Below are 25,639 nucleotides of genomic sequence, written 5' to 3'. Positions count from 1 at the left end.
CCGGACTGCAGTGCGGGCATCGGAACGGGCCTCGGTCAGCCTTCGACTCGCTTCTTCAGTTCTTTGAGTGCAGTGTCGGTGATGACCTTCTCTGCCTTCCGCTTGAACAGACCGATCATCGGAATGTTCAGGTCCACGGCGAGTTCGTACGTGACCTCGGTACCGCCGGCTGCGTTGTCTTTCAACGTGTACGAGCCGTTCTGCGATTTCTGCATCTCACCCGACACCAGTTCCCAGGACACGGACTTTCCATCCGCCGCCCACTGGTAACTCAGCTCGTAGGTGTCCTTGACCATGCCCGCGTCCAGTACGAACTTCACCCGCTCCGCGCGACCGTCGGATCCGGCCGCGACGACCTCGACGGACTTCGCCGCCGACACCCAGGACGGGTAGGCATCGAAGTCCGCGATCACGTCCATTACCTGCGCGGACGGAGCATCGACTGTGATCGACCTCTGAGTTCTCTCGGCCATCGTGGTTACTCGGTGTCCCTTCTGTTCTCACGCCGCACTTGTTCATGTCATCGGCAGGTACGTACGTCACCCGCGCCGGGAGCACTGCCGTCCTTCATCTCACACGATGGCAGGCGGGTCGCACAACGGCCGCTCACCTGCCGCGCGTCCCGCCTCGAGCTCCCGTTTCACTTCGAACGCCATTGCCTTGCCTGCTACCCGTCGTCGTCGATTCTCCGCGGCGAGGTCGATGGACGTCCGGACGGCCGGCTCCGCGTGCAGAAAGTAATGGAGTACGACGCCGTCGAGCTTCGGAACGGGCTCGAGCCAGACCTCCATCGTTCCCGTGAGGGCGCCTTCGACAGACCACCTGAAGCCTTTGTCGGCGCGATCGTCGGTGACGTCGACGCGGAGGTCCGGCCACCATCGACGCCAACGCCTCGGATGCCCCAGCGACTCCGCCACGGCGGAACCCGGCGCAGCGACGAACGTCTGATCGGCTACTTGGACACTGCTCATGAGATGAGCTTCACACATCGGGACTTCAGCGCGCGCACGAGGCGGTCGAACCGGCCTCGCAACCGGGTCTACAGTGAGACGAATCCGACTACTCGTGAGTAGAGCTAACGTTCATTGGAGGTCACCGTGCGCGAGTTCACATCTCCCGCCGCTTTTGTCGTCGAAGAATCTGCGTCGGTCGTGGACACCGTGTTCGCTCGGGCAGCCTCCGAACCTCGGTCGGTCGCATTTCGCCGGTCCGTCGACGGTTCCTGGTCCGATGTCACCGCCGAGCAGTTCGCCACGGAAGTGAACGCCGTCGCGAAGGGCTTGATCGCCGCGGGAGTCGAACAGGGCGATCGCGTCGGGCTCATGTCGTCGACTCGGTACGAATGGACGGTCGTGGACTACGCGATCTGGGCCTCGGGCGGCGTCACGGTCCCGATCTACGAAACCTCGTCGGCGGGTCAGGTGGAATGGATCCTGTCCGACGCCCGACCTGTTCTGCTGATCCTCGAGACCGAGAAGCACGTCACCGACACAGCGGACGTGGTCGCCGCCGCAGAATCGGTTCGGACGACGTTCCGGATCGACGCAGGCAACGACGAGGACGGAGCCGTTGCTCGGTTGACCGAGCTCGGAGCAACCGTCGAGGACAACGCCGTACGCACGCGTGTCGACGCTCTGCGCTCCTCTGATCCAGCGACGCTCATCTACACCTCCGGCACCACCGGGCGACCCAAAGGTGTGCAGTTGACGCACGCGAACCTCGTCGCCGAGTCGCGTGGAATTCGCGAGACGTCGCTGAAGGAGTTGCTACGTCCCGGCAGCCGGACGTTGATGTTCCTGCCGTTGGCGCACGTTCTCGCTCGCGCGGTCACGATCGCCGCGTTCGACGCCGGCACAGCCGTCGGACACACGAGCGACATCCCCAATCTCGTCGCGACGTTCGGTTCCTTCCGTCCGGACTTCATACTGTCGGTGCCCCGCGTGTTCGAGAAGGTCTACAACACTGCCAAGCAGAAAGCACACGCGGACGGCAAGGGCAAGGTCTTCGATGCAGCCGCGGACACTGCCGTGGCGTGGAGCGAAGCACAGGACACAGGCGCCGGTCTGGTTCTGAGGGTCAAGCACGCTGTGTTCGACAAACTCGTCTACTCGAAGTTGCGGGCCGCGCTGGGCGGACAGTGCCAACTCGCGATCTCCGGTGGCGCGCCGCTCGGTGCACGCCTCGGCCACTTCTACCGAGGTATCGGCATACCGATCTTCGAAGGCTACGGACTCACCGAGACCAGTGCAGCATTCGCGGTCAACACGATCGGCCACCAACGTGTCGGCAGCGTCGGACGACCGCTCCCCGGCAACACGGTCCGTATCGCCGAGGACGGTGAGATCCAACTCCGCGGCCCGGTGGTGTTCGACGGCTATTGGCGCAACGACGAGGCATCGGCCGAGTCCTTGGACGAAGGGTGGTTCCGCACAGGAGATCTGGGTTCGGTGGACGGCGACGGATACATCACGATCACCGGCCGCAAGAAGGAACTCATCGTCACAGCAGGCGGAAAGAACGTGTCGCCGGCAGGGCTCGAGGACCGGTTGCGCGCGCACCCACTCGTCAGTCAGGCCATCGTCGTCGGCGATCAGAAGCCGTTCATCGGCGCCCTCATCACGCTCGACGAGGACGCACTGTCGGGATGGAAGGACGCACACGGCAAGTCCGCCGACGCGAAGGCTGCGGATCTCGCGACCGACCCCGATCTCATCGCCGACCTCGATGCGGCTGTGGCGGACGCGAACACCACCGTCTCGCACGCCGAAGCCATCAAGAAGTACCGAGTACTCCCAGGCGATTTCACCGAGGACGCCGGTGAGATGACACCGACCATGAAGCTCAAGCGCAACGTCATCACGGCGTCGTACGCCAAGGACATCGAGGCCATCTACTCCAAGTGAACGTCGCCTGTGATGGAAGCCTGGACTTTCCCGGCTTCCATCACAGCAAGCGTCGAAGCTTCGCTGCCAATGCGTCCCACTGCCACTCGGCTCGGACCCAGGAGCGACCTGCGTTTCCCATCGACGTCGCGAGCGCTCGATCGGAGAGTATCCGTACGACGGCGTCGGTGATCGCATCGACCGACGTGCCGTCGACCACCAAGCCGGTCTTGCCTTCGAGGACGGTTTCCGGTGCGCCACCGGACATTCCGGCGACGACGGGGACTCCGGTCGCGGACGCTTCGAGGTAGACGATGCCGAGACCTTCGACGTCGAGACCGGCGCCTCGCGTCCGGCTGGGCATCGCGAACACGTCGGCGATCGTGTGATGAGCCGCCAGCTCGGCGGAAGGGACGGTCCCGGTGAAGATCACGTGCTCCTCGACACCGGCCTTGCGTGCCAACGTGCGCAGGGCTCCTTCGTAGGGACCGCCTCCGACGATCACCAGGACCGCGCCGTCCACCTTCGCCCGAATGCCCTCCATCGATCGGATCAGATAGTCCTGCCCCTTCCTCGGTACCAGCCGGGACAGGCACAGAACAGTCGGACGGTCTCCGAGTCCGTATCGAGCCCGCAGCTCGGCTCGCGCACCGGCGTCCGGTGCGAAACGGTCGGTGTCCACTCCGGACGGAACGTGTTCGAGGGCTGCACGTGGACCGAATGCCGCGGCGAATCTGCCTCGGGTGTATTTGCTTACGTAGGTCACCGTATCGACGGTGTTGCCGATGATGCGCAGGGTTCCCCGCCCACCGGGAACCATCGACCACCCCACCTCGTGACCGTGTGTACTAGCGACGACTGTCTCCGCGCCCGCGCGTCGCACCACAGGAGCCATCACCGCGAGCGGTGCCGCCGCGCCGAACCACACCGAATCACATCCGTGCGCCCGCACCAGCTGCGCCGCCCGCCGTGCCACCAACGGAGTGGGAAGCATCAGCGTTGTCGGGTGCCGAACCACCTCGAACGGCTGACGCTCGTCGAACTTCACATGGCTGTCTCCGCGCCACCGCGGCGCGTAGACCACCAGCTCGTCCGCAGGAAACCGTGTGGCAAAGCTGTGCAGGTAGGATTGGATGCCGCCCGGGCGTGGTGGAAAGTCGTTCGTCACCAGCAGAGTCCGAGGCATGTGTTCACCGTAGGTCAGCGGGACTGCTGGAGAACCCACGACCCCCATCGGCTTACGAACTCGTCCAAGCCTGTTCCCAGAGCGGAGGCGACGCCCGCCGCTGTCTCGACTGCAGTCTTGGGGCCGTCGGCGAGTTGCATGTACAACCGGCGCTGTGCCGGCTCGCCGAATTCCGCTGCCACGAAGGCGAAGACCGACCACGCGGACTCGTACGCGAGCGTGGTGCGCACTCCCCCCGCCGCGAAGTCGGAATCCTCCGGAAGCACCGTCGGTGGACCTCCCTGCATCACTACAGCACTCAAAGTCGGTGCGATACGGTCGAACTCGATATTCGATTCGCGGTAGCCCGAATAGTCGGCGAACCCCTCGAGGACCCACATGGGTGAGCCGTCGACGGTGTCGGATCTGGCCGCGACATGGGTGAGCTCGTGGCGCAGAACGGTTCGGGTCGTGACATCGGTGAGCCGAGCAGGCGCTGCGGGCCCGAACACGACTCGTTGCCCGGTCACCGGCCGGTCCTGGCGCACCGCATCCGAGACAGTCACGGCGGCGACGTCGGACTCCGCGGTGGCGTCTCCGGCCGATGCCGCGAATTCCGCTGCCGATCCGGAGGTGAAGATCAACGCCGACTGCGGCCAGTCGTCGCCGTAGAAACTCGTGACGGCATCGACGGCCGAGGGCAGCTCGGCAACGACCGCGTCGACGAGCGCGCTCTGGTCCGGATGGCCGAGCACGACGGAGGTACCACCCGCGGTGGCAACCGATCGGGCAATAACGGGCCCGAAGTCCCACGGCCCGCGCCACGTCGTCCGATCCGTTCCCGGCACCGGTGTGTCCGACACGATGCGCCACTCGTCACCACGCCGCGCCACCACCAGGGAAACCGGTCGCCGTGTCGATTCGGCGTCGGGTCCGGACACTGCGTAGCGCAGCACCACGGACGGCGCCCAGACGTCGGCGGCGTTCAGCGGCGACGCGATCGCCGAGGGAACCGGAACCTCCGGCTCGTCGACCAGTTCGTATCCCCAGTCCGAGAAGGGGACTGCGGACATGTCGTTCGCTCGACGGACCTGGGCCTGCAGAAACTCGGGATCCGCCGCGGGATCGACGACCTGCTCCAACGCGTCGACGTCGTTGGTGCGGAGTGCGTCCGCCCATTTCTGCAGCAGCGCCTCGACGCCGTTCCGCCGACCGTCCTCGTAAGGGTTCGAGACAGTCGTCGACTGCGGTGAGTTCGGCGGTGGAGTCGTGGTTGCTCCGGACGCGCAGGAACCGAGCACGACCACTGCACACAACGACGCGAACGCCGAACGAAGCGCCCGCGTTCGCACGACGAAGATCAGTAGCGACGTGCGCCGTAGTACGGGAACGACGCCATGGACTGCACCTTCACCGGGACGCCGAACGTCGAGGCGTGCAGAACGTTGCCGTTGCCCGCGTACAGGCCGACGTGAGACGCATCGGGGTAGAAGAGCACGACGTCTCCGGGCTGCAGGTCCTTCTGATCGACGGGAGCGCCGCCCGCGGCCTGAGCCTGACTGGACCGCGGCAGGGTCTTTCCCACCTGCTTGTAGGCCCACACGACCAAGCCCGAGCAGTCGAAGCCGTCCGGTCCGGTCGCGCCCCACACGTAGGGCTTACCGATCTGGGTGAGCCCAGCCTGCAGGGCACCGGAACCCGACCCGGGGATGAGGTTGGACAGAATCTTGGACAGATCGAACCCGGGCGGCAGAGGCGAACCCGCAAGCTCGGCCTGCTCCGCTCCGGACAGTGCGTTGAAGCTGGCGATGACCTCCGCCATCTGACTTTGGAGCTCGCTCTGCTTGGCCTGAAGATCGTCGCTGACGACCTTGGCCTGCTCCGCTGCTGCACGCGCGGCGTCGGCCGCGGCACGTGCTGCCTGATCCGCCGCCGCGGCATCGGCACCGGCCTGCTTGAACTGCTCCACCTGACGCGCCGTCTCGGCGGAGATCACGTCGAGTGCGGACATCTGATCGAGGAGCTGCTGTGGAGAGTCGCTGACCATCACGGCGAACAGGCGGTTGGTGCGGCCACCCTGGTAGTTGGCGTTGGCCACCTTGTCCACGGCCGGTTTCACCTGCGCCAGGGCCTCCTGGGCCCGATCCAGCTCGGCCTGGTGCGCACCTACAGCGGCTTCGGCGTCCTGCTGCACGGCCGTCTTCGCATCCAGGTCGATCTGGGCGTTGTGCAGAGCTTCCGTCGTCTGCTCGGACTCCCGGGACAGATCTGCGAGCCGCGTCTGGGCGTCGGACGCACTGTCGACACCCGGTTGCGCGCCGGCCACGGCTGTTGGAGAGACGACGAGGCAGGCCGCGAGAATGGCCGCCGCGAGAATGCCCTTCTTCGAGCGGGTGATGCGCTTGACAGTCGGTGTCGCCACGAAAGGTGACTCTCCGTTCTTGCAGTTCGTAGTCCAAAGGGGTGCGCCGAGATGAAACTTTCGGCGAAGAAACAAACCCTACCCATGAGTAGGTGCCCGCGAGCGTGGAACGAGACCGAAATTTCGGACTTTTTCCGGAACTCGATCCTGCTCCATCGAGGTCGACGGTCTCGAACAGGTTACGGTTCGGCAGCTGACGAGTCCATTCGGCGACCTGCCAGGCTCCACGCACCGGTGCCTGACGAAAAACAGCACCAGGCGAGCCCGTGAGGCTCACTCCTGGTGCTGTCCTTACACACGATCATCGAATCAGTAGCGACGTGCTCCGTCGAACGGCATCGACGAGACGGGCGCGACCTTGACGGGGACACCCGACGTCGACGCATGGATGACGTTGCCGTTGCCCGCGTAGATTCCGGAGTGCGATCCGCCGTAGAAGGAGACGACATCGCCCGGCTGCAGGTCGGACTGCGACACGGGGGTGCCTGCCGCGGCCTGGTCGTAGCTGGTGCGCGGCAGACTGATGCCGGCCTGCTTGTACGCCCACTGAACGAGTCCGGAGCAGTCGAACGAGTCGGGGCCCGAAGCGCCGTAGACGTACGGCGATCCGATCTTCGACTCGGCGGCCTGAACTGCCTTGGCAGCCGGGGTGACCTGTGGTGCGAGCGGTGCGGGAGCCGCAGGCAGACCGGGGATCTCGGTCGGCAGCGGCGGAAGACCTGGGATTTCCGGAATCTCGAAGGTACCGACTCCGGGGATGGTGATGGGGGCCGCCATTGCGGGGGCTGCGGGCAGAACGACCGCACCGGCAGTGATCGCGCCGGCTACGAGGATTCGACGCAATTGGCGGGTTGAAGTATGTGACGCCACGAGAAAGGGTTGCTCCGTTTCTTCCACTCATCCGCCGACCGAGTTAGCTGACGGGTTCGGGCTGGGAAGATCAGCCCTACCCACCCGGACGCTGGTAGCGGCCGAAGCAGGATTCACCCCAATGGAAATCGGGTTCCCGGTACGGGCGCTCTCGCGAGCATCCCGATTAGGCGGTGACTTGCGACGCCGCTCCGGTTTGGATTGGCGAGACTCCGCAAGGTCTCAGGAAGATTACGAAACGGCATACCCCTGTGTCGACCCCAACTCGCCGAAGCGACCCGAAGAAGTCGATTCGACCCTAGATTGCGCGTCGATCCCCGCTTGTGTCACGAGCCGGTAACGAACCCCCGGAAGGGTCCTGTTCCGGGCCGACGACGAGACGTAGTTTCGGCACGAGACCACTCTCGGCAAGAACATCCATGGCCCCCAGTTCTTCCTGGTCGAGCGCTATCCGAGGGCGCGGAATCCCGACGTCCACCGGACGCCCCTCGGCCGTACCGGGCGGTCCGAGCAACACCGTCACGACACAGTCTGCGCACGCGATGTCACGGACCTTGCAATCACTGCAATCGATGATCATGTGATCTCCATCTCTTTCCCGTTTGGTCGACCCTTCACCGCGAAACCTAGCGATCCACTCCGACACGTTCAGCGTCCCGAGCAAGATCGGCATTGCTGTCGGTGCCTGTCGCTACCGTCTGCACTCGTGAGCGTCCCGATTCAGCTGAGCTTCGACGAGCTCGACACTCCGTTGCACGACACGACGTTCGTCGTAGTCGACCTGGAGACCACAGGTGGCAGCCCGGACACCGAAGCGATCACCGAGATCGGGGCGGTGAAGATTCGGGGCGGCGAGGTCATCGCCGAGTTCGCGACGCTGGTGGACCCGGGCCGATCCATTCCGCCGTACATCGTCGAGCTCACCGGGATCACCACTGCCATGCTGATCGGCGCCCCTCGGATCGACCGAGTGCTGCCCAGCTTTCTCGAGTTCGCCCGCGGCTCGGTCCTCGTCGCACACAACGCCCGCTTCGACACTGCTTTCCTCAGGGCGGCCGCGTCACGGCTGGACATCGCCTGGCCCAAGTTCCAGGTGCTCTGCACGGTCAAACTCGCCCGACGAGTACTCACCCGCGACGAGGCACCCTCGGTGAAACTGTCGGCACTGTCCTCGCTCTTCCAGGTCAGCACCGTACCCACCCACCGCGCCCTCGACGATGCACGAGCAACGGTCGACGTACTGCACGCATTGATCGAGCGAGTGGGCAATCAGGGTGTCCACAGCTACGCGGAACTCGTCGACTACCTGCCTGCTGTGTCGGCCGGGCAGAGAGCCAAACGCTCACTCGCCTCTCACCTACCCCGTACCCCGGGCGTCTATCTCTTCAAGGGACCGGGCAACGAGGTGCTGTACGTCGGCACGTCGAACAATCTGCAGCGGCGCGTGCGCAATTACTTCACCGGGTCCGAGACGCGTGGCCGCATGAAGGAAATGGTGGGCCTCGCCGTCGGCGTCGACCACGTCGAATGCGCCCATGCCCTCGAAGCCGGAGTGCGCGAGCTTCGACTTCTGTGCGCCCACATCCCCCCGTACAACCGCCGCTCCAAGTTCCCCAAGAAGGGTTGGTGGATCACGACGACCACGGAGGCGTTTCCACGCCTCTCCGTCGTCCGCTCACCGACGGAGAACTCGATCGGCCCCTTCGGCGCCCGCGGTGATGCCGCCGACGCCGCTGCGCTCGTCTCCGAGGTACTCGGTATCCGTACCTGCACTCGCCGCATCCCCCGCACCTCCCTGCACGCGTGTCCGGGCGAAGCTGTCGGCGGGTGCGCCGCGGGTGGCCCCACGCCACTCACGCCCGACGAGTACGCAATCCTGCCGGGCCGGTTCGTCGAGCTCGCACACGGACGCGACGACTGTGCGCTTCAGGCCGCCCGGGATCGAATCTCCGCGCTGTCCGATGCCGAGCTGTTCGAGTCCGCAGCCAGGCTTCGAGACAGGCTCGCTTCGCTTGCAGACGTTCTACGCCGGATGCACCGGCTCGCAGCCATCGCGGCGATCGCCGAGCTGATCGTCGCCCGACGTGCGCCGGACGGTGGGTGGGAACTGGCCGTGGTCCGCCACGGCCGCCTCGCTGCATCGGCCGTCACCGCGCGCCGAGTGCACCCGATGCCCGTCGTGGAAGCGATCGTGGCAGCCGCGGAAACCGTCGTGCCGGACTCCACGCCCTTTCGAGGCGCATCACCGGAGGAAGTAGCCCTCGTCGGCCGCTGGCTCGAATCCGACGGCGTAAGGATCGTCCGGACCACCGACGGATACGCAGAGCCCGTTCACGGAGCCGGAGGGTGGCGGCAGTGGTGCACCACCGCTCGCACCGTGTCCAGGCACGAACGCGCGATGGCCGTCACACCGGTGGAGGACACCGGCGTCGGCGCCCACCTTCGTGCGGCGCTCTAAACTCGGCAGCATGATCAACGCAATCGTCATGATCGATGCCGAGTCGCACGCCATCCCGGAGACCGCACAGGCGGTCGCGGACGTCGATGGCGTCACCGAGGTCTACTCGTGTGCAGGGGACGTGGACCTCATCGCGATCGTCAAGGTCAGGGACCACGCACAGATCGCCGACGTGATCACGCAGCACATCAACAAGGTGCCCGGTGTCGTGAACACCGCCACCCACATCGCGTTCCAGTCCTACTCCAGCGCGGACATAGATGCGGGCTTCTCCATAGGCGAGTAGTCGGCCGGGCGCAGCGACCCCGTCAATCGAGTTCGTTGGACCGTGCGATCCATCGATCGAGCAGGCCTGCGGTTGCTCCGGAATCGACAGCGGCAGCAGCACGCTCGACACCACGCTTCAGCAGACCGGTCAAGTCGTCGGCGACGATCCCGGACGTGATCCCGTCGTGCGCCGTCAGTGCCGCAGCGGCGTTCAGAAGGACTGCGTCGCGCACCGCACCGTGCTTGCCGGCGAACACCTCCCGAGCCACCTGCGCGTTGAAGGCAGCGTCGCCTCCGCGGAGCGCGTCGATGTCGACGAGATCGAACCCGAAGTCCCTCGGGTCGATCCTGGCCACCGTCACGTCGCCACCCGACACGATGTGCACTGTCGTCGTCGTGGACAGCGTTATCTCGTCGAGGCCGTCGTCACCACGGACGACCAATGCGCTGGTGCCACGACCGGCGAACACCCGGGCCACGACGGGAAGCAACGAGTCGAACGCACAGCCGATCAGACCCGCCCGCGGCCGCCCCGGGTTGGTCAGGGGACCGAGCACGTTGAAGACCGTCGGGATGCCGATCTCCTTCCGCGGAGGGCCCGCGAAACGCAGCGCCGGATGGTAGACAGGCGCGAAACAGAACCCGATTCCCACGTCTCGGACCGTGGTCGCGACACCGTCCGCTCCGAGCCCGAACTTCACTCCGAGGGCCTCGAGCACATCCGTCGTCCCACTTCGCGAAGACGCAGCACGGTTGCCGTGTTTGACCACCGGAGCTCCGGCCGACGCCACGACGAGGGCGGCCATCGTCGAGATGTTGACCGTGTCGGCGCCGTCGCCACCCGTACCGACGACGTCGACGGCATTCGGTTCGCTGTCGACCAAGGTCGCATGGCCCAGCATCGAGTTCGCCAGTCCGCTCACTTCCTCCGGAGTCGGACCCTTCATCTTCAGAGCGACACCGAAGGCCGCGATCTGAGCGGCAGTGGCGTTGTCGGACATGATCTCGTCCATCGCCCAAGCCGTGTCGTCGGCGGAGAGATCGACGTTCGACGTCAGCGCACCGAGTACGGCCTTCCAGGTCCTGCTCGGCACACCGTTGCTCGCATCTGTCATCGACTACTCCCCATACCTTCCTCGGCCGTTCCAGAGCTCGACGCTCTCGATCGGCAGTCCGCGACGTGCGACCGAAAGCCTAGTCAGCACCGGCCGGAGACGCCCCTCCAGGTTGCAGCGCATCCCACCCCTCGACCACACCACCTCGCCGCTGCGCGAGACCGGCCATTCGCGAGCGTTCCTGTGAACAGTGCAACGCGTCGATCACCTGCACCCGCTGCAGCGTCAGGCCGACACCGCCCTCGACACTCGGGCGGTAACCGATGGTCGGAATCTCCGGGCGCGGGCGCGGATCCATCACCGGCTCGTACCCGTCCTGCGCGGCGACGGCCGTCGCGTCCTCGATCTGGTCCGGCGGCAACACCAGGTGATGACGGAACACCGCCTCCGCTGTGTCGACCCATCCCGCAGCCGCTCCGCGACCGAGCGCCGTCGAACACGATTCGACGTCGTCGAAGGAAAATGCCACTACCACCAAATCGTCCCTGGCGGGGTCGAGAGGAACAGTCTTCGCCCCTCCGAACAACCGCCGGAACCATGATGCGCCACCGTTCGTTGCCATGAGGCGAGCCTTGCACGACAACCTATGCGCAGCGTGGTCGATGCGCTTGACCTGGCCATACGCGGGAACCGGCAATCACCCCTGCGTCGGCGACGCGCCAAGACCGGACCCGAGTATGCCTCCGGTACTACGAGCAGTCATACTTCTTTCTGTGACGAGCGCTGTAGGGACTCAAGGATCGGCAATCACCCAACGCGTGCACTCGCTGAACCGTCCCAATATGGTCAGCGTCGGCACCATCGTGTGGCTGTCGAGCGAACTCATGTTCTTCGCTGGACTTTTTGCGATGTACTTCGTCGCGAGGGCGCAGGCAAACGGAAACTGGCCACCGGAACCGACCGAGCTCAACCTCGCGCTCGCCGTTCCGGTCACCGCCGTGCTGATCGCGTCGTCGTTCACCTGCCAGCTCGGGGTCTTCGCCGCCGAGCGCGGTGACGTCTTCGGACTGCGACGCTGGTACGTCATCACCCTGGCGATGGGCATCTTCTTCGTGGCCGGACAGGGCTACGAGTACTACCACATGGTTCACGAAGGCACGACGCTCTCCTCGAGCGTCTACGGATCGGTCTTCTACATCACGACCGGATTCCACGGACTGCACGTCATCGGCGGTCTGATCGCATTCGTCTTCCTCATTACTCGAACGCTTGTCAGTAAGTTCACGCCGGCACAGGCCACCGCCGCGATCGTCGTGTCCTACTACTGGCACTTCGTCGACATCGTGTGGATCGCGTTGTTCGCCACCATTTACTTCATCCGCTAGTAGACATAAAGCAGATCAAGTGTTTTCACTTCGCCAACCGCAGCGAACGACCTGTATCAGCCCCAGGCCGTTCGGTCCGTCCCGACACGACAAGGGATAGAAGATGAGTTCATCTCACCCAGCAGCATCCGATGCCGCAGCCAAGAACAGGCGCAAGCGCAAGACTCGTCGCCGTGTGACCGGTGCGCTCGTGCTGATGATGGGACTCCTGAGTGCAGGATTTCTCGCATCGGCTCTGACCCCCACCCCGCAGGTCGCGACGGCCGATCAGGATTCGGCCGCTCTGATCCGCGAAGGCAAGCAGTTGTACGACACCTCGTGCGTCACGTGCCACGGCGTCAACCTGCAGGGTGTGCAGGACCGCGGCCCGAGCCTCATCGGCGTCGGCGAAGCTGCCGTCTACTTCCAGGTCTCCTCGGGACGTATGCCTGCCGTACGTAACGAAGCTCAGGCGATCCGTAAGCCACCGAAGTTCGACGACAAGCAGATCGACGCTCTCGGCGCGTACATCCAGGAGAACGGTGGAGGCCCCACGGTCATCCGCGACAGCAACGGCGAAATCGCGCAGTCCTCGCTCGCCAGCGGCGACGTCGCTCGCGGTAGCGAACTGTTCCGCTTGAACTGTGCGTCGTGCCACAACTTCACCGGTGAGGGCGGCGCACTGTCCTCCGGTAAGTTCGCTCCCCCGCTCGGACCTGCATCGGAGCAGGAGATCTACGCGGCCATGATCAGCGGCCCACAGAACATGCCGAAATTCTCCGACCGTCAGCTGACGCAGGAAGAGAAGATCGACATCATCTCCTACGTGAAGTCCGCTCAGGAGACCAAGGCTCCCGGTGGATGGGGACTCGGCGGCTTCGGACCCGGTACGGAAATGATTGCTATCTGGGTTGTCGGAATCGCTGCCGTCGTCGGCGCGACGATGTGGATCGGATCACGGTCATGAGCGAAGCCGATCCCGAACGCACAAGCCATGGCCACGATGACAGCGCGAAGGTCGACAAGGTGGATCTGAACAAGAAGTACACCGACGAGGAACTCGCCGGTATGACACGTGAGCAGTTGGTCGAACTCGGCACCAACCTCGACCACGTGGACGTCGCGTACCGCCGCGACCGTTGGGCTGTGAAGGGCACCCGCGCAGAGAAGCGGGCCGAGCGCAGCGTTGCTGCCTGGTTCACTCTCGCCGGCGTGTCCGCGGTCGCGTTCATCGCGATCTACCTGTTCTGGCCCTGGCAGTACGCCGGCATGGGCGAAGAGAACTACGGCGCCTACTCGCTGTACACCCCGTTGATCGGCCTCACCATGGGTCTGGCGATCCTCGGTGTCGGCGTCGGCGCAGTCCAGTTCACCAAGAAGTTCATCCCCGAAGAGGTGTCCATCCAGGACCGCCACGACGGTGGTTCGTCCGAGGTCGACCGCAAGACCGTCGTCGCCGAGCTCGGCGATTCGCTGGAGACGTCGACGATCGGTCGTCGCAAGGTCATCAAGCGTTCACTGTTCTTCGGCGGTGGCGCACTCGGAATCATGGCGCTGATGCCGCTCGGTGGCCTGATCAAGAATCCGTGGGCCGAAGGTGACAAGTCTCCGCTCTGGGTGTCCGGCTGGACGCCGCGCTACCCTGGAGAGACGATCTATCTCAGGCGCGATACCGGACGGCCACACGACGTCGTTCTGGTCCGCCCCGAGGATATGGATGCCGGAGCCATGGAGACTGTGTTCCCGTTCCGCGAGGCCGATCGCGACGACGACCACGCGCTTCTCATGTCGCTGCGTGGAATTCGTAACTCGGTGATGCTCATTCGTCTTCGTACCGAGGACGCGGAGACGGCCATCAAGCGCAAGGGCCAGGAAAGCTTCAACTACGGCGATTACTTCGCCTACTCCAAGATTTGCACGCATTTGGGTTGCCCGACTTCGTTGTTCGAGCAGCAAACGAACCGCATCCTGTGCCCGTGCCACCAGTCGCAGTTCAACGCGCTGGAATACGGCAAGCCGATCTTCGGCCCCGCCGCTCGCGCATTGCCACAGCTGCCGATCACCGTGAACGAAGAAGGCTTCCTCGTTGCCAACGGGGACTTCATAGAAGCCCTCGGACCTGCCTTCTGGGAGCGTCCGAACCGCGAAGCGGAGAGTGAATCATGAGTCCTTCACTGCAGACACTCGCAGCGAAGCAGGCGAACGACGTAGACAGTCGGTACCACCTCGCACCGGGTCTGCGCCGTCAGATCAACAAGGTGTTCCCGACGCACTGGTCGTTCCTTCTCGGCGAGATCGCGCTGTACAGCTTCATCATCCTGTTGCTGTCCGGTGTCTTCCTGACGCTGTTCTTCGACCCCTCGCTCAGCGAGGTCGAGTACAACGGCATCTACGAACCGCTTCGCGGTGTCACCATGTCTCGGGCGTACGCCACGACACTGGACATCTCGTTCGAGGTCCGCGGTGGTCTGTTCATGCGCCAGATCCACCACTGGGCAGCGCTGATGTTCGCCGCGTCGATCATCGTCCACATGATGCGCATTTTCTTCACCGGTGCGTTCCGTCGCCCCCGTGAGGCCAACTGGGTCATCGGCTGCCTGCTGCTGATCCTCGCGATGTTCGAAGGCTTCTTCGGATACTCCCTCCCCGACGACCTGCTCTCCGGCACCGGCCTCCGCGCCGCGTTCTCCGGCATCACGATGAGCGTCCCGATCGTCGGAACGTGGCTGCACTGGCTGATCTTCGACGGCGACTTCCCCGGCACGATCATCATCCCGCGCCTGTACGTCGCCCACGTTCTACTGCTGCCCGCCATCATCCTCGCGCTGATCGCGGCTCACCTGGCACTCGTCTGGTACCAGAAGCACACGCAGTTCCCCGGACCCGGCCGCACCGAGAAGAACGTCGTCGGCGTTCGCATTCTCCCGGTCTTCGCCGTCAAGTCCGGTGCGTTCTTCGCAGTCACGTTCGGTGTACTCGCACTCATGGGCGGTCTGCTGCAGATCAACCCGGTCTGGAACCTCGGCCCGTACAACCCGGCTCAGGTATCCGCCGGCTCGCAGCCCGACTTCTACATGATGTGGACGGACGGACTGGCCCGACTGTGGCCGGCATGGGACATCTACATCGCCAACCGCTACACGATCCCCGCAGTGTTCGCAGTCGCCCTGATCATGGGCCTCGTCTTCACCGTGATGATCGCGTACCCGTGGATCGAGAAGCGCCTCACCGGAGACACTGCTCATCACAACCTGCTGCAGCGTCCCCGCGACGTACCGGTCCGCACCGCGATCGGTGCCATGGCTCTGGCGTTCTACGTGGTGGCAACGCTCTCCTGCATCAACGACATCATTGCGTACAAGCTCGACATCTCCCTGAACGCAATGACGTGGATCGGCCGTATCGGCATACTGGTGTTGCCGCCCATCGCCTACTTCGTGGCCTACCGCTTCTGCATCGGCTTGCAGCGCAGTGACCGCGCAGTACTCGACCACGGAATCGAGACCGGCATCATCAAGCGTCTCCCCCACGGTCAGTACGTGGAGGTGCACCAGCCGCTCGGACCTGTCGACGACCACGGACACCCCATCGCTCTGCCTTACCAGGGCGCAGCTGTCCCGAAGAAGATGAGCAAGCTCGGCTCGGCCGGCAAGCCCGGATCCGGATCGCTCTTCCGTCCCGACCCTGTCTCCGAAAGCAAGGCACTCGAGGAAGCACTGCACCACGGCGAACTCGAGCAGCTGAAAATGCTGAAGGACTACCAGACGTCGCTGTACGGCAACGGTTCCAACGGCAACGGCCACAACGGCCACAACGGCAACGGGGCCAACGGTCACAACGGCAACGGCTCGAACGGCCACGCTTCGAACGGCAACGGTGATCACTCACCCGCACGCCAGGAAAGCGACAGCGAGCACTAGCTACACGCAGAACCACGACGAGGGCGGCACCGATCCGGTGCCGCCCTCGTCGTATGTCGTACCCCCTCCCCTCCCCCACCCTCCTGCATCCGGCACCCTTCACCCGTCTGCCTCCCGGCTCCCTCGCGGACCGAACGTGGCGTTCGGTCACTCCAAGTGACTGAACGTGACGTTCGGTCACCTCGGAAAGTCCACCTGTAGGACCGAATGTGGCGTTCGGTCACTCAGAGTGACTGAACGTGACGTTCGGTGCGGCTACCCAGCGAGGCGGAGGTCTTGGACGGCGTGGGCCGGTATTACTATTGGTGACATGGTTCGTATTCCGTTGTCCCCCGAGGAGCTGTCGAGAGGTCTTCGCTTGGGTGAGTTGCTTCGCTCTACTCGCGGGCCGAGGACGATGACGGATGTTGCAGCGCAGGCGGGGATTTCGGTGGAGACGTTGCGCAAGATCGAGACGGGCCGGATTCCGACGCCTGCGTTCTTCACTGTTGCGGCGCTGTGCCGGACGCTGGGCTTGTCACTCGATCAGGTTGCAGCCACCCTTGCCGACGCCGATCGTCAGGCCGACGCGTCCTGAGGGACTCACTGGACCCACCGTGCGGAGTCCGTCGGGCAAAGACTGTTACGTGGCCGCTGTACGACACGCAGAAACGACTGACGCCGACCCCCAATCGGGAGTCGGCGTCAGTCGTCGTGTGAGCTGTGTGAATTCAGTGCTTCTCTGGTCCGAGGTGGTACTCGAACACCAGTCCGGCGGCTGCCGACAAGACGAGCACGACACCGAAGGCGATGAGCCACCAGAGGAAGAACGCGAATCCGATGGCGGTGACCGATGCGGCGCCGGCGAGCAGAATCGGCCAGAAGCTTCCGGGGCTGAAGAAGCCCAGATCGCCTGCGCCGTCGCTGATCTCTGCATCGTCGAAGTCTTCGGGACGAGTGTCGAGACGACGGGCGACGAATCGGAAGTACGTTCCGATGATGAGTGTCAGACCGACCGACAGTGCGATGGCCGTGACACCTGCCCATTCGACGCCGGTCCGTGAGAATCCGGTGAAGAGGGCGTACACGATCCCGACGAGAAGAAAGAAGACAGTCAGGATCTCGAAGATCTTGGCTTCGATTTTCATTTCAGCATTCTTCCTGGGTCAGTTGCCTTCGGCGACGGATTCGGACTTCTGCGAGCGGTCCGTGGTGAACGGGATGGTGCTGGTGGCGATCGGGGACTGGCCGATTGCTTCCAGCGCCTGAGCGTTGGTGAGGCCTTCTCCGCCGTCGGATTCGGGCTTGCGAAGCTCGATGTATTCCTGGAAGTCGTCCGGGGATACTGCGCGCACCTCGAAGTTCATCATGGCGTGGAATGTGCCGCACATTTCGGTGCAGCGGCCGACGAAGGCGCCTTCGCGTTCGATCTCGGAGATCTGGAAGACGTTGTCCGAGTGGTTTTCCTTCGGGTTCGGGAGGACGTCTCGCTTGAAGAGGAACTCGGGAACCCAGAAACCGTGGATGACGTCCGAGGAGGCAAGAACGAACTCGATGCGCTTGCCGGTCGGGAGGACCAGAACCGGAATCTCGTTGCTGGTGCCGACGGTCTCGATCTTGTTGTAGTGCAGGTAGGACAGATCCTGCGGGCTTGCACCGTGGATTGCGCCGGGAACGAATTCGCCGTCCTCGCTACCTTCGGCACCCTCACCTGGATCGGCGGCGGCTTCGGCTGCAGCCTGCGCTTCGAGGTCGGTGCCGTCGTACTTGACGACGCCGTCCTTCAGGTCCACCGTCTGGTAGCCGAACTTCCAGTTCCACTGGTACGCCGTCACGTCGACGGTCACATCCGGATTCGGTTCCTTCTCGTCGACGTAGTTCTGCACGACGACGGTGAAGTAGAACAGCACCGCGATGATGACGAAGGGAACTGCGGTGTAGAACAGCTCCAGGGGCACGTTGTATGCCGTCTGACGCGGGAACTCGGGCGAGTCCTTCTTCTTGCGGTGGAAGATGACCACCCAGAAGATCAGGGCCCACACGATGATGCCCATGATCAGGGCTGCCACCACGGACCAGGTCCACAATTCTCGAATCGACTTGCCCTGGGGAGTAATGCCCGACGGAAAGCCGAAGCGCAGAACATCGTTGTCGATGGAACAACCCGACAACAGCAACGCGGCCAAGCCGAGAAATACTGTTAGCCCAGCTCGCCGAAGGATCCGACTCTGCGCCACGTTCACGCCTTCCTGATCGCTCACCACTGAAGAATGAGGGCTTCCACATGCGGATGCCCTAGTACTACGCAGCGTAGACCAAAGCCGTCGCATCACCACTCTTGGGTCGCCCGCGTTGCGCGTACCGTGTCTGCGGCATACTCGAGGTTTCCGTGCCGCCTGGGGCGTCAGGATGCTGACGCCGTGGCAGCGGACCAATCCCCAACTGCGAAACGAGGTAGCAGACGCTGTGTGTGGACTACTCGGTGTACTGACGTCGACCGGCACCGATGCTGCGGGAGTCGACCTCGTGTCCTCCGCCATGCACTGCATGCGCCACCGCGGACCGGACGAACCGGGCACCTGGCACGACGACGACATCATCTATGGATTCAATCGTCTGTCGATCATCGACATCGCTCATTCACATCAGCCGCTTCGGTGGGGGCCGCCCGAGAACCCGACGCGTTACGCACTGACGTTCAACGGCGAAATCTACAACTACCTCGAACTGCGGGAGGAACTCTCTCGCGATCACGGCGCCGAGTTCTTCACCGAGGGCGACGGCGAGTCCATCGTGGCGGCTTTCCACTACTGGGGTCCGACGGCTGTGCGACGGCTGCGTGGCATGTTCGGGTTCGCCATCTGGGACACGGAAACGCGCGAGCTGTTTCTGGCGCGTGACCCGTTCGGTATCAAGCCGCTGTTCATGGCGACCGGTCCGGGCGGCACCGCGTTCGGCAGCGAGAAGAAGAGCTTGCTGGAGCTGACGGACCTGGTGGGTATCGGCACTGACCTCGACGCGAGAGCAACCGAGCACTACACGGTGTTGCAGTACGTACCCGAGCCGGAGACGCTGCATCGTGAGATCCGACGCCTCGAGTCCGGTTGCTACGCGACCCTCTCCCCCGGTGGGACTCCGGTGGTCACTCGGTACTTCACGCCGAAGTTCCCGGTGAAGCCGTTCGCGGCGGGTTCCGAGGCGGCTCGCTACAAGGAGATCGCCGAGGCGCTGGAGGATTCGGTCGCCAAGCACATGCGGGCCGATGTCACCGTCGGATCGTTCCTGTCGGGCGGCATCGACTCGACCGCCATCGCGGCTCTGGCGATGCGCCACAATCCGAACCTGATCACGTTCACCACCGGCTTCGAGCGTGAGGGCTACTCGGAGGTCGATGTGGCCGCGGAGTCGGCCGCCGCGATCGGGGCTCGGCATGTCGTCAAGGTCGTCGGCCCCGAGGAGTTCGCAGCGTCGATTCCGGAGATCGTCTGGTACCTCGACGATCCGGTCGCGGATCCGGCTCTGGTGCCGCTCTACTTCGTGGCGAAGGAAGCACGCAAACACGTCAAAGTCGTGTTGTCGGGTGAAGGCGCCGACGAGCTTTTCGGTGGCTACACCATCTATCGGGAGCCGCTGTCGCTCAAACCGTTCGAGTACCTGCCGAGGGGTCTGCGTCGCGCGGCGGGCGCTCTGAGCGAGAGGATTCCCGACGGTACGCGGGGTAAAAGTTTGCTGCACCGCGGATCCATGTCGCTCGAGGAGCGCTATTACGGCAATGCGCGGAGTTTCGGTGACGCTCAGCTCAGGGCGGTACTGCGCGATTTCCGTCCGGAGTGGACGCACACGGACGTGACGGCGCCGATCTATGCACAGTCGCAGGGCTGGGATCCGGTGGCGAGAATGCAGCACCTCGATCTGTTCACGTGGTTGCGCGGCGACATTCTGGTCAAGGCAGACAAGATCACCATGGCGAATTCCCTCGAACTGCGTGTCCCGTTCCTCGACAACGAGGTGTTCGCGGTCGCCGAGAAGCTGCCGTTGGAGCAGAAGATCACGAAGGACACCACCAAGTACGCCCTGCGGCAGGCGCTCGAAGGAATCGTGCCCGGCCATGTTCTGCATCGCGCGAAACTGGGCTTCCCGGTCCCTCTTCGGCACTGGCTACGCGGAACCGAATTGTTCGATTGGGCGCACGAGCAGATCGCTGCGTCGGAGACCGATCACATCTTGAACAAGGCGGCCATCACCGCGATGCTGAACGAGCACCGCGACGGTAAGTCCGATCACAGCCGACGGCTGTGGACCGTGTTGATCTTCATGGTGTGGCACGGGATCTTCGTGGAGAAGCGGATCGTCCCGGAGATCGCGGAGCCGACGTACCCGGTGGACCTCTGACGGGACACAGGCTGACTCTGAATCTCCACCTGAACTTCGATGGCCCGCACGCAACGATCTCGACTGTTGCGTGCGGGCCATCGACGTGAGGACTGCGATACCGAGCGACCTACGACGGCAGGAGTGCGCCGATCTCCTCGGCCGCGACGGAGCCGTAGGCCGCGCCGAGACGTTTCAGTGCGTCGTCGCGCACGAAGGTCCATTCCTGAGTACCGGTGGTCTCGAGCACGAGAACCGCGACGAGCGAGCCGAGCTGGGCGGCGCGCTCGACCGTCGCACCGGCGCGGTGCGCGAGCAGGAATCCAGCGCGGAATCCGTCACCGACGCCGGTCGGGTCGACCTTGCTTGTTTCCGGTACGACCTCGACATGCGTCCTCGTACCGTCGGCGGCGACGATCTCCACACCGGATTTGCCCAGCGTGGTGACTCGCAGTCCGACCTTCGCGGCGATTTCCGCCTCGGACAGTCCGGTCTTCTGACGCAGCAGTCCCCACTCGTATTCGTTCGTGAACAAGTAGGTCGCGCCGTCGACGAGGGCAATTGCCTGCTCGCCGGTCAGTCGCGCCAGCTGCTGCGACGGATCGGCTGCGAACGGAATTCCGCTCGCACGGCATTGGTCGGTGTGCGCGATCATCGCGTCGGGATCGTTGGCACCGATGAGAACGAGTTCGATGGGACTCGAGGACACCAATCCGTCGATCGTGATGTCACGAGCTTCGCTCATCGCACCGGGGTAGAACGAGGCGATCTGAGCCATGTCCTCGTCGGTCGTGCACACGAATCGAGCGGTGTGTGCGGACTCCGAGACTCGCACGCCCCCGCAGTCGACGCCGTTGGCTTCCAACCACGCGCGGTACTCGCCGAAGTCCGGTCCGACGGCTCCCACGAGAAGCGGTGATCCGCCGAGGACACCGAGTGCGTATGCGATGTTCCCGCCGACTCCGCCTTTGCGGATCACCAGATCGTCGACGAGGAAGCTGAGCGAGATGTTCGACAGCTGATCGGCAACGATCTGCTCGGCGAACTTGCCCGGAAATCGCATGAGGTGATCGGTGGCTATCGATCCCGATACCGCGAGTGTCACGTGGGTGGGCCTTTCGGTTGGCGAGACGGGCTATGTGAGTGGAAATGTGCCCCCTGGGCTACATTTTCACTCACGTAGCGATTGGGTGTGAACAGACCTCTGACCGGTACCCGCGAGCGAGTACCGGTCAGAGGTTGTGCTGAAAACTCAGTTGAACGAATCACCGCAGGCGCACGAGCCTGTGGCATTCGGGTTGTCGATCGTGAAGCCCTGCTTCTCGATGGTGTCCACGAAATCGATGGACGCACCCTCGACGTACGGAGCACTCATCCGGTCCACGGCGAGCGTGACGCCGTTGAAGTCGACCGCGAGGTCGCCGTCGAGGCTTCGATCGTCGAAGAAGAGCTGATAGCGCAGACCTGCGCAACCACCGGGCTGCACAGCAATGCGCAGTGCGAGGTCGTCGCGGCCTTCTTGATCCAGCAACGCCTTGGCCTTCGACGACGCGGCTTCTGTCATCGTGACCTTGTGCGTGATGGTCTCGTTCGAGACGGTCATGGGCTCTCCCTGTCAGTCGTACCAAACCCGTGAACGCCTCAACCGTACTCCGCTCCCGCTTATTCCTCACGAGCCACGGGCGTCGAAGACCGATTCGATCGTATGAAACCCCGGACTTCGGACGTGTGCGACGCGGCCGGTGTTCAGGACTTCGTCGTCATCCCATAACCTGGGAGGGTGAAGTTGCTACGCCGCGGAAACTCTGACAATTCGGACGGGGACGATTCGAAGTCCGTCGAGTCCCCCGCCACGGACCAGACGGCTCCTGCCGTCGGCAAGGGTCGCCCGACGCCGAAGCGTCGGGAAGCCGAGGCGCGGCGCCGCGGTCCGGTCGCCCCACCGCCGATGACGAGCAAGGAAGCCCGCGAGCGCAGGAAGGCGAACCGCGGCTCCAAGGACGACCGGAAGAAAGCCGCAGCCGAGCGGCGTGCTGCCTCTGCCGAGCGTCGTGAACGGATGCTGGCCGGTGAGGACAAGTACCTGCTCCCCCGCGACAAGGGTCCGGTTCGGGCCTTTGCGCGCGATCTGGTGGATGCACGACGCAACCTCGTCGGCTTGTTCATGCCGTTGGCGTTACTCCTGATCTTCGCGTTGTTTCTCAGCCCGGCCGTTCAGGCGTTCGTGACTCTCGCGATGTTCGTCATGATGCTGTTCATGGTGATCGAGGGCATCTTCATCGGCCGTCAGATCAACAATCGGGTGCGTGAGCGTTTCCCGGACACCACCGACGGTGGTTTCCGCCTCGGTTGGTACGCGTTCGTCCGCGCGTCGCAGTTGCGCAAGATGCGCGCGCCGAAGCCACGCGTCGAGCGCGGCGCAGCAGTCTGACCGCTGCGGCCCACGTGAGTACCGTGCGGCGCACGCTCGTCCTCGGGGGTACGCGGTCGGGTAAGTCTGCGTACGCGGAATCTCTTGCCGCCGAGGCGCCTGTTGTTCGATATGTCGCGACGGGACGCCGCATCGCCGGCGACGCGGATTGGGATGCTCGTCTGGACGCGCACCGCGCGCGTCGTCCATCGGAGTGGTCCACCGTGGAGTCGTCGGACGGGTTGGTGGAGACGCTGCGCGAAGCACATCCGGGTACGACGATCGTCGACGATCTCGGCACCTGGTTGACCGGCGCCCTCGACGACGCCGGTGCCTGGGATCTGCCGCGAGGAACCGTCGCGCCAGCCACCGACGCGCTGTGTGCGGCCGTGCAGCGGTACCGGGGCGATCTGGTTCTCGTCAGTCCCGAGGTGGGGTGGGGCGTGGTTCCCGCGACTCGCTCGGGCAGGCTGTTCCAGGACGAGATGGGTACCCTCAATTCCCGACTGGCCGCCACGTGCGAGACGGTCGTTCTGGTCGTCGCCGGCCTCCCGCTGCCGCTGAAGTCCGACGACCCGACGACCGACGATGACAGCGGTTCCGATTTTCGATGAAAGGTCGCCTGTGACAGCCCCTTCGGAGTCCGAGGACTTCTCGACGCCCCTGCGCCCCGTGGCACCTCCGTCGGCGGAGTTGCGAGTGCAAGCTTCGGAGCTGCAGCGATCGCTGACCAAGCCCGTGGGCAGCCTCGGGCGGCTCGAGGAGCTCGGCGAGTGGGTGTCCGCCTGCCAGGACCGATGCCCTCCGTCGCCGATCGTCAGGCCACGAGTGGTGGTGTTCGCCGGTGATCACGGTGTGGCTGCGCACGGGGTGTCGGCGTACCCGCCAGAGGTCACCGCGCAGATGGTCGCCAACTTCACTGCCGGCGGCGCTGCGGTCAATGCGCTTGCCGGGGTTGCCGGGGCGTCGGTTCGGGTCGTGGACATCTCGGTCGCGACCGACACCGATCCGACGGTGAGCGCGTACAAGGTTCGCCGGTCCAGCGGTTCCATCGACCAGGAGGATGCGCTGACGTCCGACGAGGTTCTCGCCGCGATCGACGCGGGCCGCGCAGTGGCGGACGAGGAGGTCGACGGCGGTGCCGATCTGCTGATCGCGGGCGACATGGGAATCGGAAACACCACTCCCGCAACAACGTTGATCGCCGCGCTCACCGACACCGAACCCGTCGCCGCGGTCGGGCGGGGAACCGGCGTCGACGACGCAGGTTGGATCAGGAAGACCGCAGCGATCCGTGACGCGATGCGCCGGGCACGGCCCGTCGTGAAGGATCCGGTGGCGTTGCTTCGAGTCGCCGGGGGCGCCGACATCGCGGCCATGGCGGGCTTTCTCGCGCAGGCAGCACACCGTCGTACGCCGGTGATTCTCGACGGCCTCGTCGTCACTGCTGCGGCGTTGGTCGCGGAGGAATCGGCTCGCGGTGGGCGTGAATGGTGGGTTGCCGGTCATCGCTCGACCGAGCCGGCTCATTCGATTGCACTGCGCCACTTGCGTATCGAGCCGGTCCTCGAACTCGACATGCGGCTCGGGGAAGGCTCGGGTGCACTTGTTGCACTCAACGTGGTGCATGCGGCAGTGGCGACCCTCGGTGAGATGTCCACGTTCTCTGCCGCGGGGGTCAGCACCGAGACCACCACCACGTAATGCTCATCGGACCGCGCCTGGCACTGTCGTGGTTGACGGTTGTGCCGGTGCGCGGCCCGGAGACGGTCGGTCGCGACGACGCCCGTGCGGCGATCGGGTGGACACCGCTGGTGGGAGTCGGGCTCGGTGTGTCGGCGGCGGCCGTTCTGTGGATCGGCGTGGTTGCCGCGTCTCTGCCTGCCGTGCTGGCCGGGGCGTTGGGCGTCGTTGCGCTCGCATTGCTGACCCGAGGCATGCACATCGACGGGCTGGCGGACACCGCTGACGGACTGGGGTGCTATGGGCCACCCGAGCGCGCCCGTGAAGTGATGCGGTCCGGAAGCGCAGGCCCGTTCGGCGTCGCGGCCATCGGGTTGGTGATGCTCGTTCAGGCCGCCGGGTTCGGCGCTCTCGCCTCGGCCGAGCAGTGGTGGTCTGTCGTCGTCGCTGTCGCTGCCGGGCGCGTCGCCGTCGTTCTCGCGTGTCGACGCGGCGTCCGGCCCGCGTCGGACACCGGTTTCGGTGCGCTGGTTGCGGATTCGCAGTCCCGCGTCGTGGTGTCCACGTGGGCGGTACTGGCTGTTGCAGCATCGACTCTCGCCGTCGACGGTCGGTGGTGGCAGGGTCCGCTGGTACTCGTCATCGCGTTGGGCGCGGCCGCACTGGGCGTCCGGCATTGTGTCCGACGGTTCGGCGGTGTCAGCGGAGACGTTCTGGGCGCAGCTGTGGAGACGACGACGACGATCGTCGTGGTGGGGTTGCTGGCGGGGCTGCCTTCCGCCTGACCGGACGA

General features: G+C 64.6%; 26 protein-coding genes and 1 riboswitch. Of the genes, 13 read left to right on the top strand and 13 right to left on the bottom strand.

The window, feature by feature from the left end; translation table 11 throughout:
• Window positions 1-35 precede the first annotated feature (35 nt).
• Both CH292_RS20115 and CH292_RS20110 read right to left on the bottom strand, forming a co-directional pair.
• A complete protein-coding gene (locus tag CH292_RS20115) occupies window positions 36-473 on the bottom strand; it encodes an SRPBCC family protein (protein ID WP_019665955.1) in 438 nt (145 codons plus the stop codon).
• A 99-nt stretch (window positions 474-572) separates the two neighbouring features.
• Window positions 573-971: a hypothetical protein gene (locus tag CH292_RS20110; protein ID WP_026347917.1), complete on the bottom strand. Its 399-nt coding sequence runs from the start codon at window positions 969-971 to the stop codon at window positions 573-575.
• Between the two features lie 126 nt (window positions 972-1,097).
• On the opposite strand from CH292_RS20110, the gene CH292_RS20105 reads away from it, so the two are divergent.
• Window positions 1,098-2,903: a long-chain fatty acid--CoA ligase gene (locus CH292_RS20105; RefSeq protein WP_179278024.1), complete on the top strand. Its 1,806-nt coding sequence runs from the start codon at window positions 1,098-1,100 to the stop codon at window positions 2,901-2,903.
• A 40-nt stretch (window positions 2,904-2,943) separates the two neighbouring features.
• On the opposite strand, the gene CH292_RS20100 is transcribed toward CH292_RS20105, so the two are convergent.
• The 5 genes from CH292_RS20100 to CH292_RS20080 form a co-directional block, all read right to left on the bottom strand.
• A complete protein-coding gene (locus CH292_RS20100; RefSeq protein ID WP_179278023.1) occupies window positions 2,944-4,068 on the bottom strand; it encodes a glycosyltransferase family 4 protein in 1,125 nt (374 codons plus the stop codon).
• A gap of 14 nt (window positions 4,069-4,082) precedes the next feature.
• Window positions 4,083-5,399, bottom strand: coding sequence for a hypothetical protein (locus CH292_RS20095; RefSeq protein ID WP_019665959.1), 1,317 nt, complete (start codon window positions 5,397-5,399; stop codon window positions 4,083-4,085).
• A gap of 8 nt (window positions 5,400-5,407) precedes the next feature.
• Window positions 5,408-6,469 carry a C40 family peptidase gene (locus CH292_RS20090; protein ID WP_094628965.1) on the bottom strand — a complete coding sequence of 354 codons (1,062 nt, stop codon included), beginning with the start codon at window positions 6,467-6,469 and terminating at the stop codon, window positions 5,408-5,410.
• Between the two features lie 309 nt (window positions 6,470-6,778).
• Entirely contained in the window at window positions 6,779-7,339 is a 561-nt protein-coding gene (locus tag CH292_RS20085; RefSeq protein ID WP_027498846.1) for a C40 family peptidase, read from the bottom strand.
• Between the two features lie 19 nt (window positions 7,340-7,358).
• Window positions 7,359-7,522: riboswitch (cyclic di-AMP (ydaO/yuaA leader) on the bottom strand.
• Window positions 7,523-7,637: 115 nt separating this feature from the next.
• Entirely contained in the window at window positions 7,638-7,919 is a 282-nt protein-coding gene (locus CH292_RS20080; protein ID WP_019665962.1) for a hypothetical protein, read from the bottom strand.
• Window positions 7,920-8,045: 126 nt separating this feature from the next.
• On the opposite strand from CH292_RS20080, the gene CH292_RS20075 reads away from it, so the two are divergent.
• A complete protein-coding gene (locus CH292_RS20075; RefSeq protein WP_019665963.1) occupies window positions 8,046-9,797 on the top strand; it encodes a DEDD exonuclease domain-containing protein in 1,752 nt (583 codons plus the stop codon).
• A gap of 10 nt (window positions 9,798-9,807) precedes the next feature.
• A complete protein-coding gene (locus CH292_RS20070) occupies window positions 9,808-10,083 on the top strand; it encodes an Lrp/AsnC family transcriptional regulator (RefSeq protein WP_094655570.1) in 276 nt (91 codons plus the stop codon).
• 22 nt (window positions 10,084-10,105) lie between these two features.
• Here CH292_RS20070 and trpD read toward each other — a convergent pair whose 3' ends face one another.
• Both trpD and CH292_RS20060 read right to left on the bottom strand, forming a co-directional pair.
• Window positions 10,106-11,179: an anthranilate phosphoribosyltransferase gene (gene trpD, locus CH292_RS20065; RefSeq protein WP_179275389.1), complete on the bottom strand. Its 1,074-nt coding sequence runs from the start codon at window positions 11,177-11,179 to the stop codon at window positions 10,106-10,108.
• 79 nt (window positions 11,180-11,258) lie between these two features.
• Window positions 11,259-11,741, bottom strand: a complete 483-nt coding sequence (locus CH292_RS20060) for a hypothetical protein (protein WP_179278022.1) — start codon at window positions 11,739-11,741, stop codon at window positions 11,259-11,261.
• A 151-nt stretch (window positions 11,742-11,892) separates the two neighbouring features.
• Between CH292_RS20060 and CH292_RS20055 the strand changes: the two genes are divergently transcribed.
• The 5 genes from CH292_RS20055 to CH292_RS20035 all read left to right on the top strand — a co-directional run bounded on the left by CH292_RS20055 (window position 11,893) and on the right by CH292_RS20035 (window position 16,980).
• The gene (locus CH292_RS20055) at window positions 11,893-12,504 is read left to right on the top strand and encodes a heme-copper oxidase subunit III (protein WP_026347923.1); all 612 of its coding nucleotides are present in this window, start codon (window positions 11,893-11,895) and stop codon (window positions 12,502-12,504) included.
• Window positions 12,505-12,607: 103 nt separating this feature from the next.
• Window positions 12,608-13,450: a c-type cytochrome gene (locus tag CH292_RS20050; protein WP_094655568.1), complete on the top strand. Its 843-nt coding sequence runs from the start codon at window positions 12,608-12,610 to the stop codon at window positions 13,448-13,450.
• Window positions 13,447-14,649 (top strand): ubiquinol-cytochrome c reductase iron-sulfur subunit, encoded by a 1,203-nt coding sequence (locus CH292_RS20045; protein ID WP_371828572.1) that lies wholly within the window; start codon window positions 13,447-13,449, stop codon window positions 14,647-14,649. Before CH292_RS20050 ends, CH292_RS20045 begins: the two co-directional genes overlap by 4 nt.
• Window positions 14,646-16,403 (top strand): cytochrome bc complex cytochrome b subunit, encoded by a 1,758-nt coding sequence (locus tag CH292_RS20040; protein WP_094655567.1) that lies wholly within the window; start codon window positions 14,646-14,648, stop codon window positions 16,401-16,403. The genes CH292_RS20045 and CH292_RS20040 overlap by 4 nt, the downstream gene beginning before the upstream one ends.
• A gap of 310 nt (window positions 16,404-16,713) precedes the next feature.
• Entirely contained in the window at window positions 16,714-16,980 is a 267-nt protein-coding gene (locus CH292_RS20035; RefSeq protein WP_027498845.1) for a helix-turn-helix transcriptional regulator, read from the top strand.
• Window positions 16,981-17,113: 133 nt separating this feature from the next.
• Here CH292_RS20035 and CH292_RS20030 read toward each other — a convergent pair whose 3' ends face one another.
• Entirely contained in the window at window positions 17,114-17,530 is a 417-nt protein-coding gene (locus CH292_RS20030) for a cytochrome c oxidase subunit 4 (RefSeq protein WP_019665972.1), read from the bottom strand.
• An 18-nt stretch (window positions 17,531-17,548) separates the two neighbouring features.
• A complete protein-coding gene (locus CH292_RS20025) occupies window positions 17,549-18,625 on the bottom strand; it encodes a cytochrome c oxidase subunit II (RefSeq protein ID WP_026347926.1) in 1,077 nt (358 codons plus the stop codon).
• Window positions 18,626-18,848: 223 nt separating this feature from the next.
• Between CH292_RS20025 and asnB the strand changes: the two genes are divergently transcribed.
• Complete coding sequence (gene asnB / locus CH292_RS20020) at window positions 18,849-20,774, top strand: asparagine synthase (glutamine-hydrolyzing) (protein ID WP_027498844.1); 1,926 nt, start codon at window positions 18,849-18,851, stop codon at window positions 20,772-20,774.
• Between the two features lie 109 nt (window positions 20,775-20,883).
• On the opposite strand, the gene CH292_RS20015 is transcribed toward asnB, so the two are convergent.
• Together CH292_RS20015 and CH292_RS20010 are read right to left on the bottom strand one after the other, a co-directional pair.
• Window positions 20,884-21,858, bottom strand: coding sequence for a carbohydrate kinase family protein (locus CH292_RS20015; RefSeq protein WP_019665975.1), 975 nt, complete (start codon window positions 21,856-21,858; stop codon window positions 20,884-20,886).
• Between the two features lie 147 nt (window positions 21,859-22,005).
• Window positions 22,006-22,356 (bottom strand): iron-sulfur cluster assembly accessory protein, encoded by a 351-nt coding sequence (locus tag CH292_RS20010; RefSeq protein WP_019665976.1) that lies wholly within the window; start codon window positions 22,354-22,356, stop codon window positions 22,006-22,008.
• 177 nt (window positions 22,357-22,533) lie between these two features.
• On the opposite strand from CH292_RS20010, the gene CH292_RS20005 reads away from it, so the two are divergent.
• The 4 genes from CH292_RS20005 to CH292_RS19990 are packed head-to-tail and all read left to right on the top strand — an operon-like array spanning window position 22,534 to window position 25,631.
• The gene (locus CH292_RS20005) at window positions 22,534-23,184 is read left to right on the top strand and encodes a DUF3043 domain-containing protein (RefSeq protein ID WP_019665977.1); all 651 of its coding nucleotides are present in this window, start codon (window positions 22,534-22,536) and stop codon (window positions 23,182-23,184) included.
• Window positions 23,185-23,198: 14 nt separating this feature from the next.
• Entirely contained in the window at window positions 23,199-23,777 is a 579-nt protein-coding gene (cobU, locus tag CH292_RS20000) for a bifunctional adenosylcobinamide kinase/adenosylcobinamide-phosphate guanylyltransferase (RefSeq protein ID WP_033188546.1), read from the top strand.
• Entirely contained in the window at window positions 23,752-24,867 is a 1,116-nt protein-coding gene (gene cobT, locus CH292_RS19995) for a nicotinate-nucleotide--dimethylbenzimidazole phosphoribosyltransferase (protein WP_373454689.1), read from the top strand. The genes cobU and cobT overlap by 26 nt, the downstream gene beginning before the upstream one ends.
• Complete coding sequence (locus tag CH292_RS19990) at window positions 24,867-25,631, top strand: adenosylcobinamide-GDP ribazoletransferase (RefSeq protein WP_033188544.1); 765 nt, start codon at window positions 24,867-24,869, stop codon at window positions 25,629-25,631. The genes cobT and CH292_RS19990 overlap by 1 nt, the downstream gene beginning before the upstream one ends.
• Window positions 25,632-25,639: the final 8 nt, after the last annotated feature.

The organism is Rhodococcus sp. 14-2470-1a (genome assembly GCF_002259425.1).
GTDB lineage: Bacteria > Actinomycetota > Actinomycetes > Mycobacteriales > Mycobacteriaceae > Rhodococcoides > Rhodococcoides fascians_E.
Note: the sequence above shows the minus strand (reverse complement) of the source record. Positions and strands in the feature narration are given on the sequence as shown.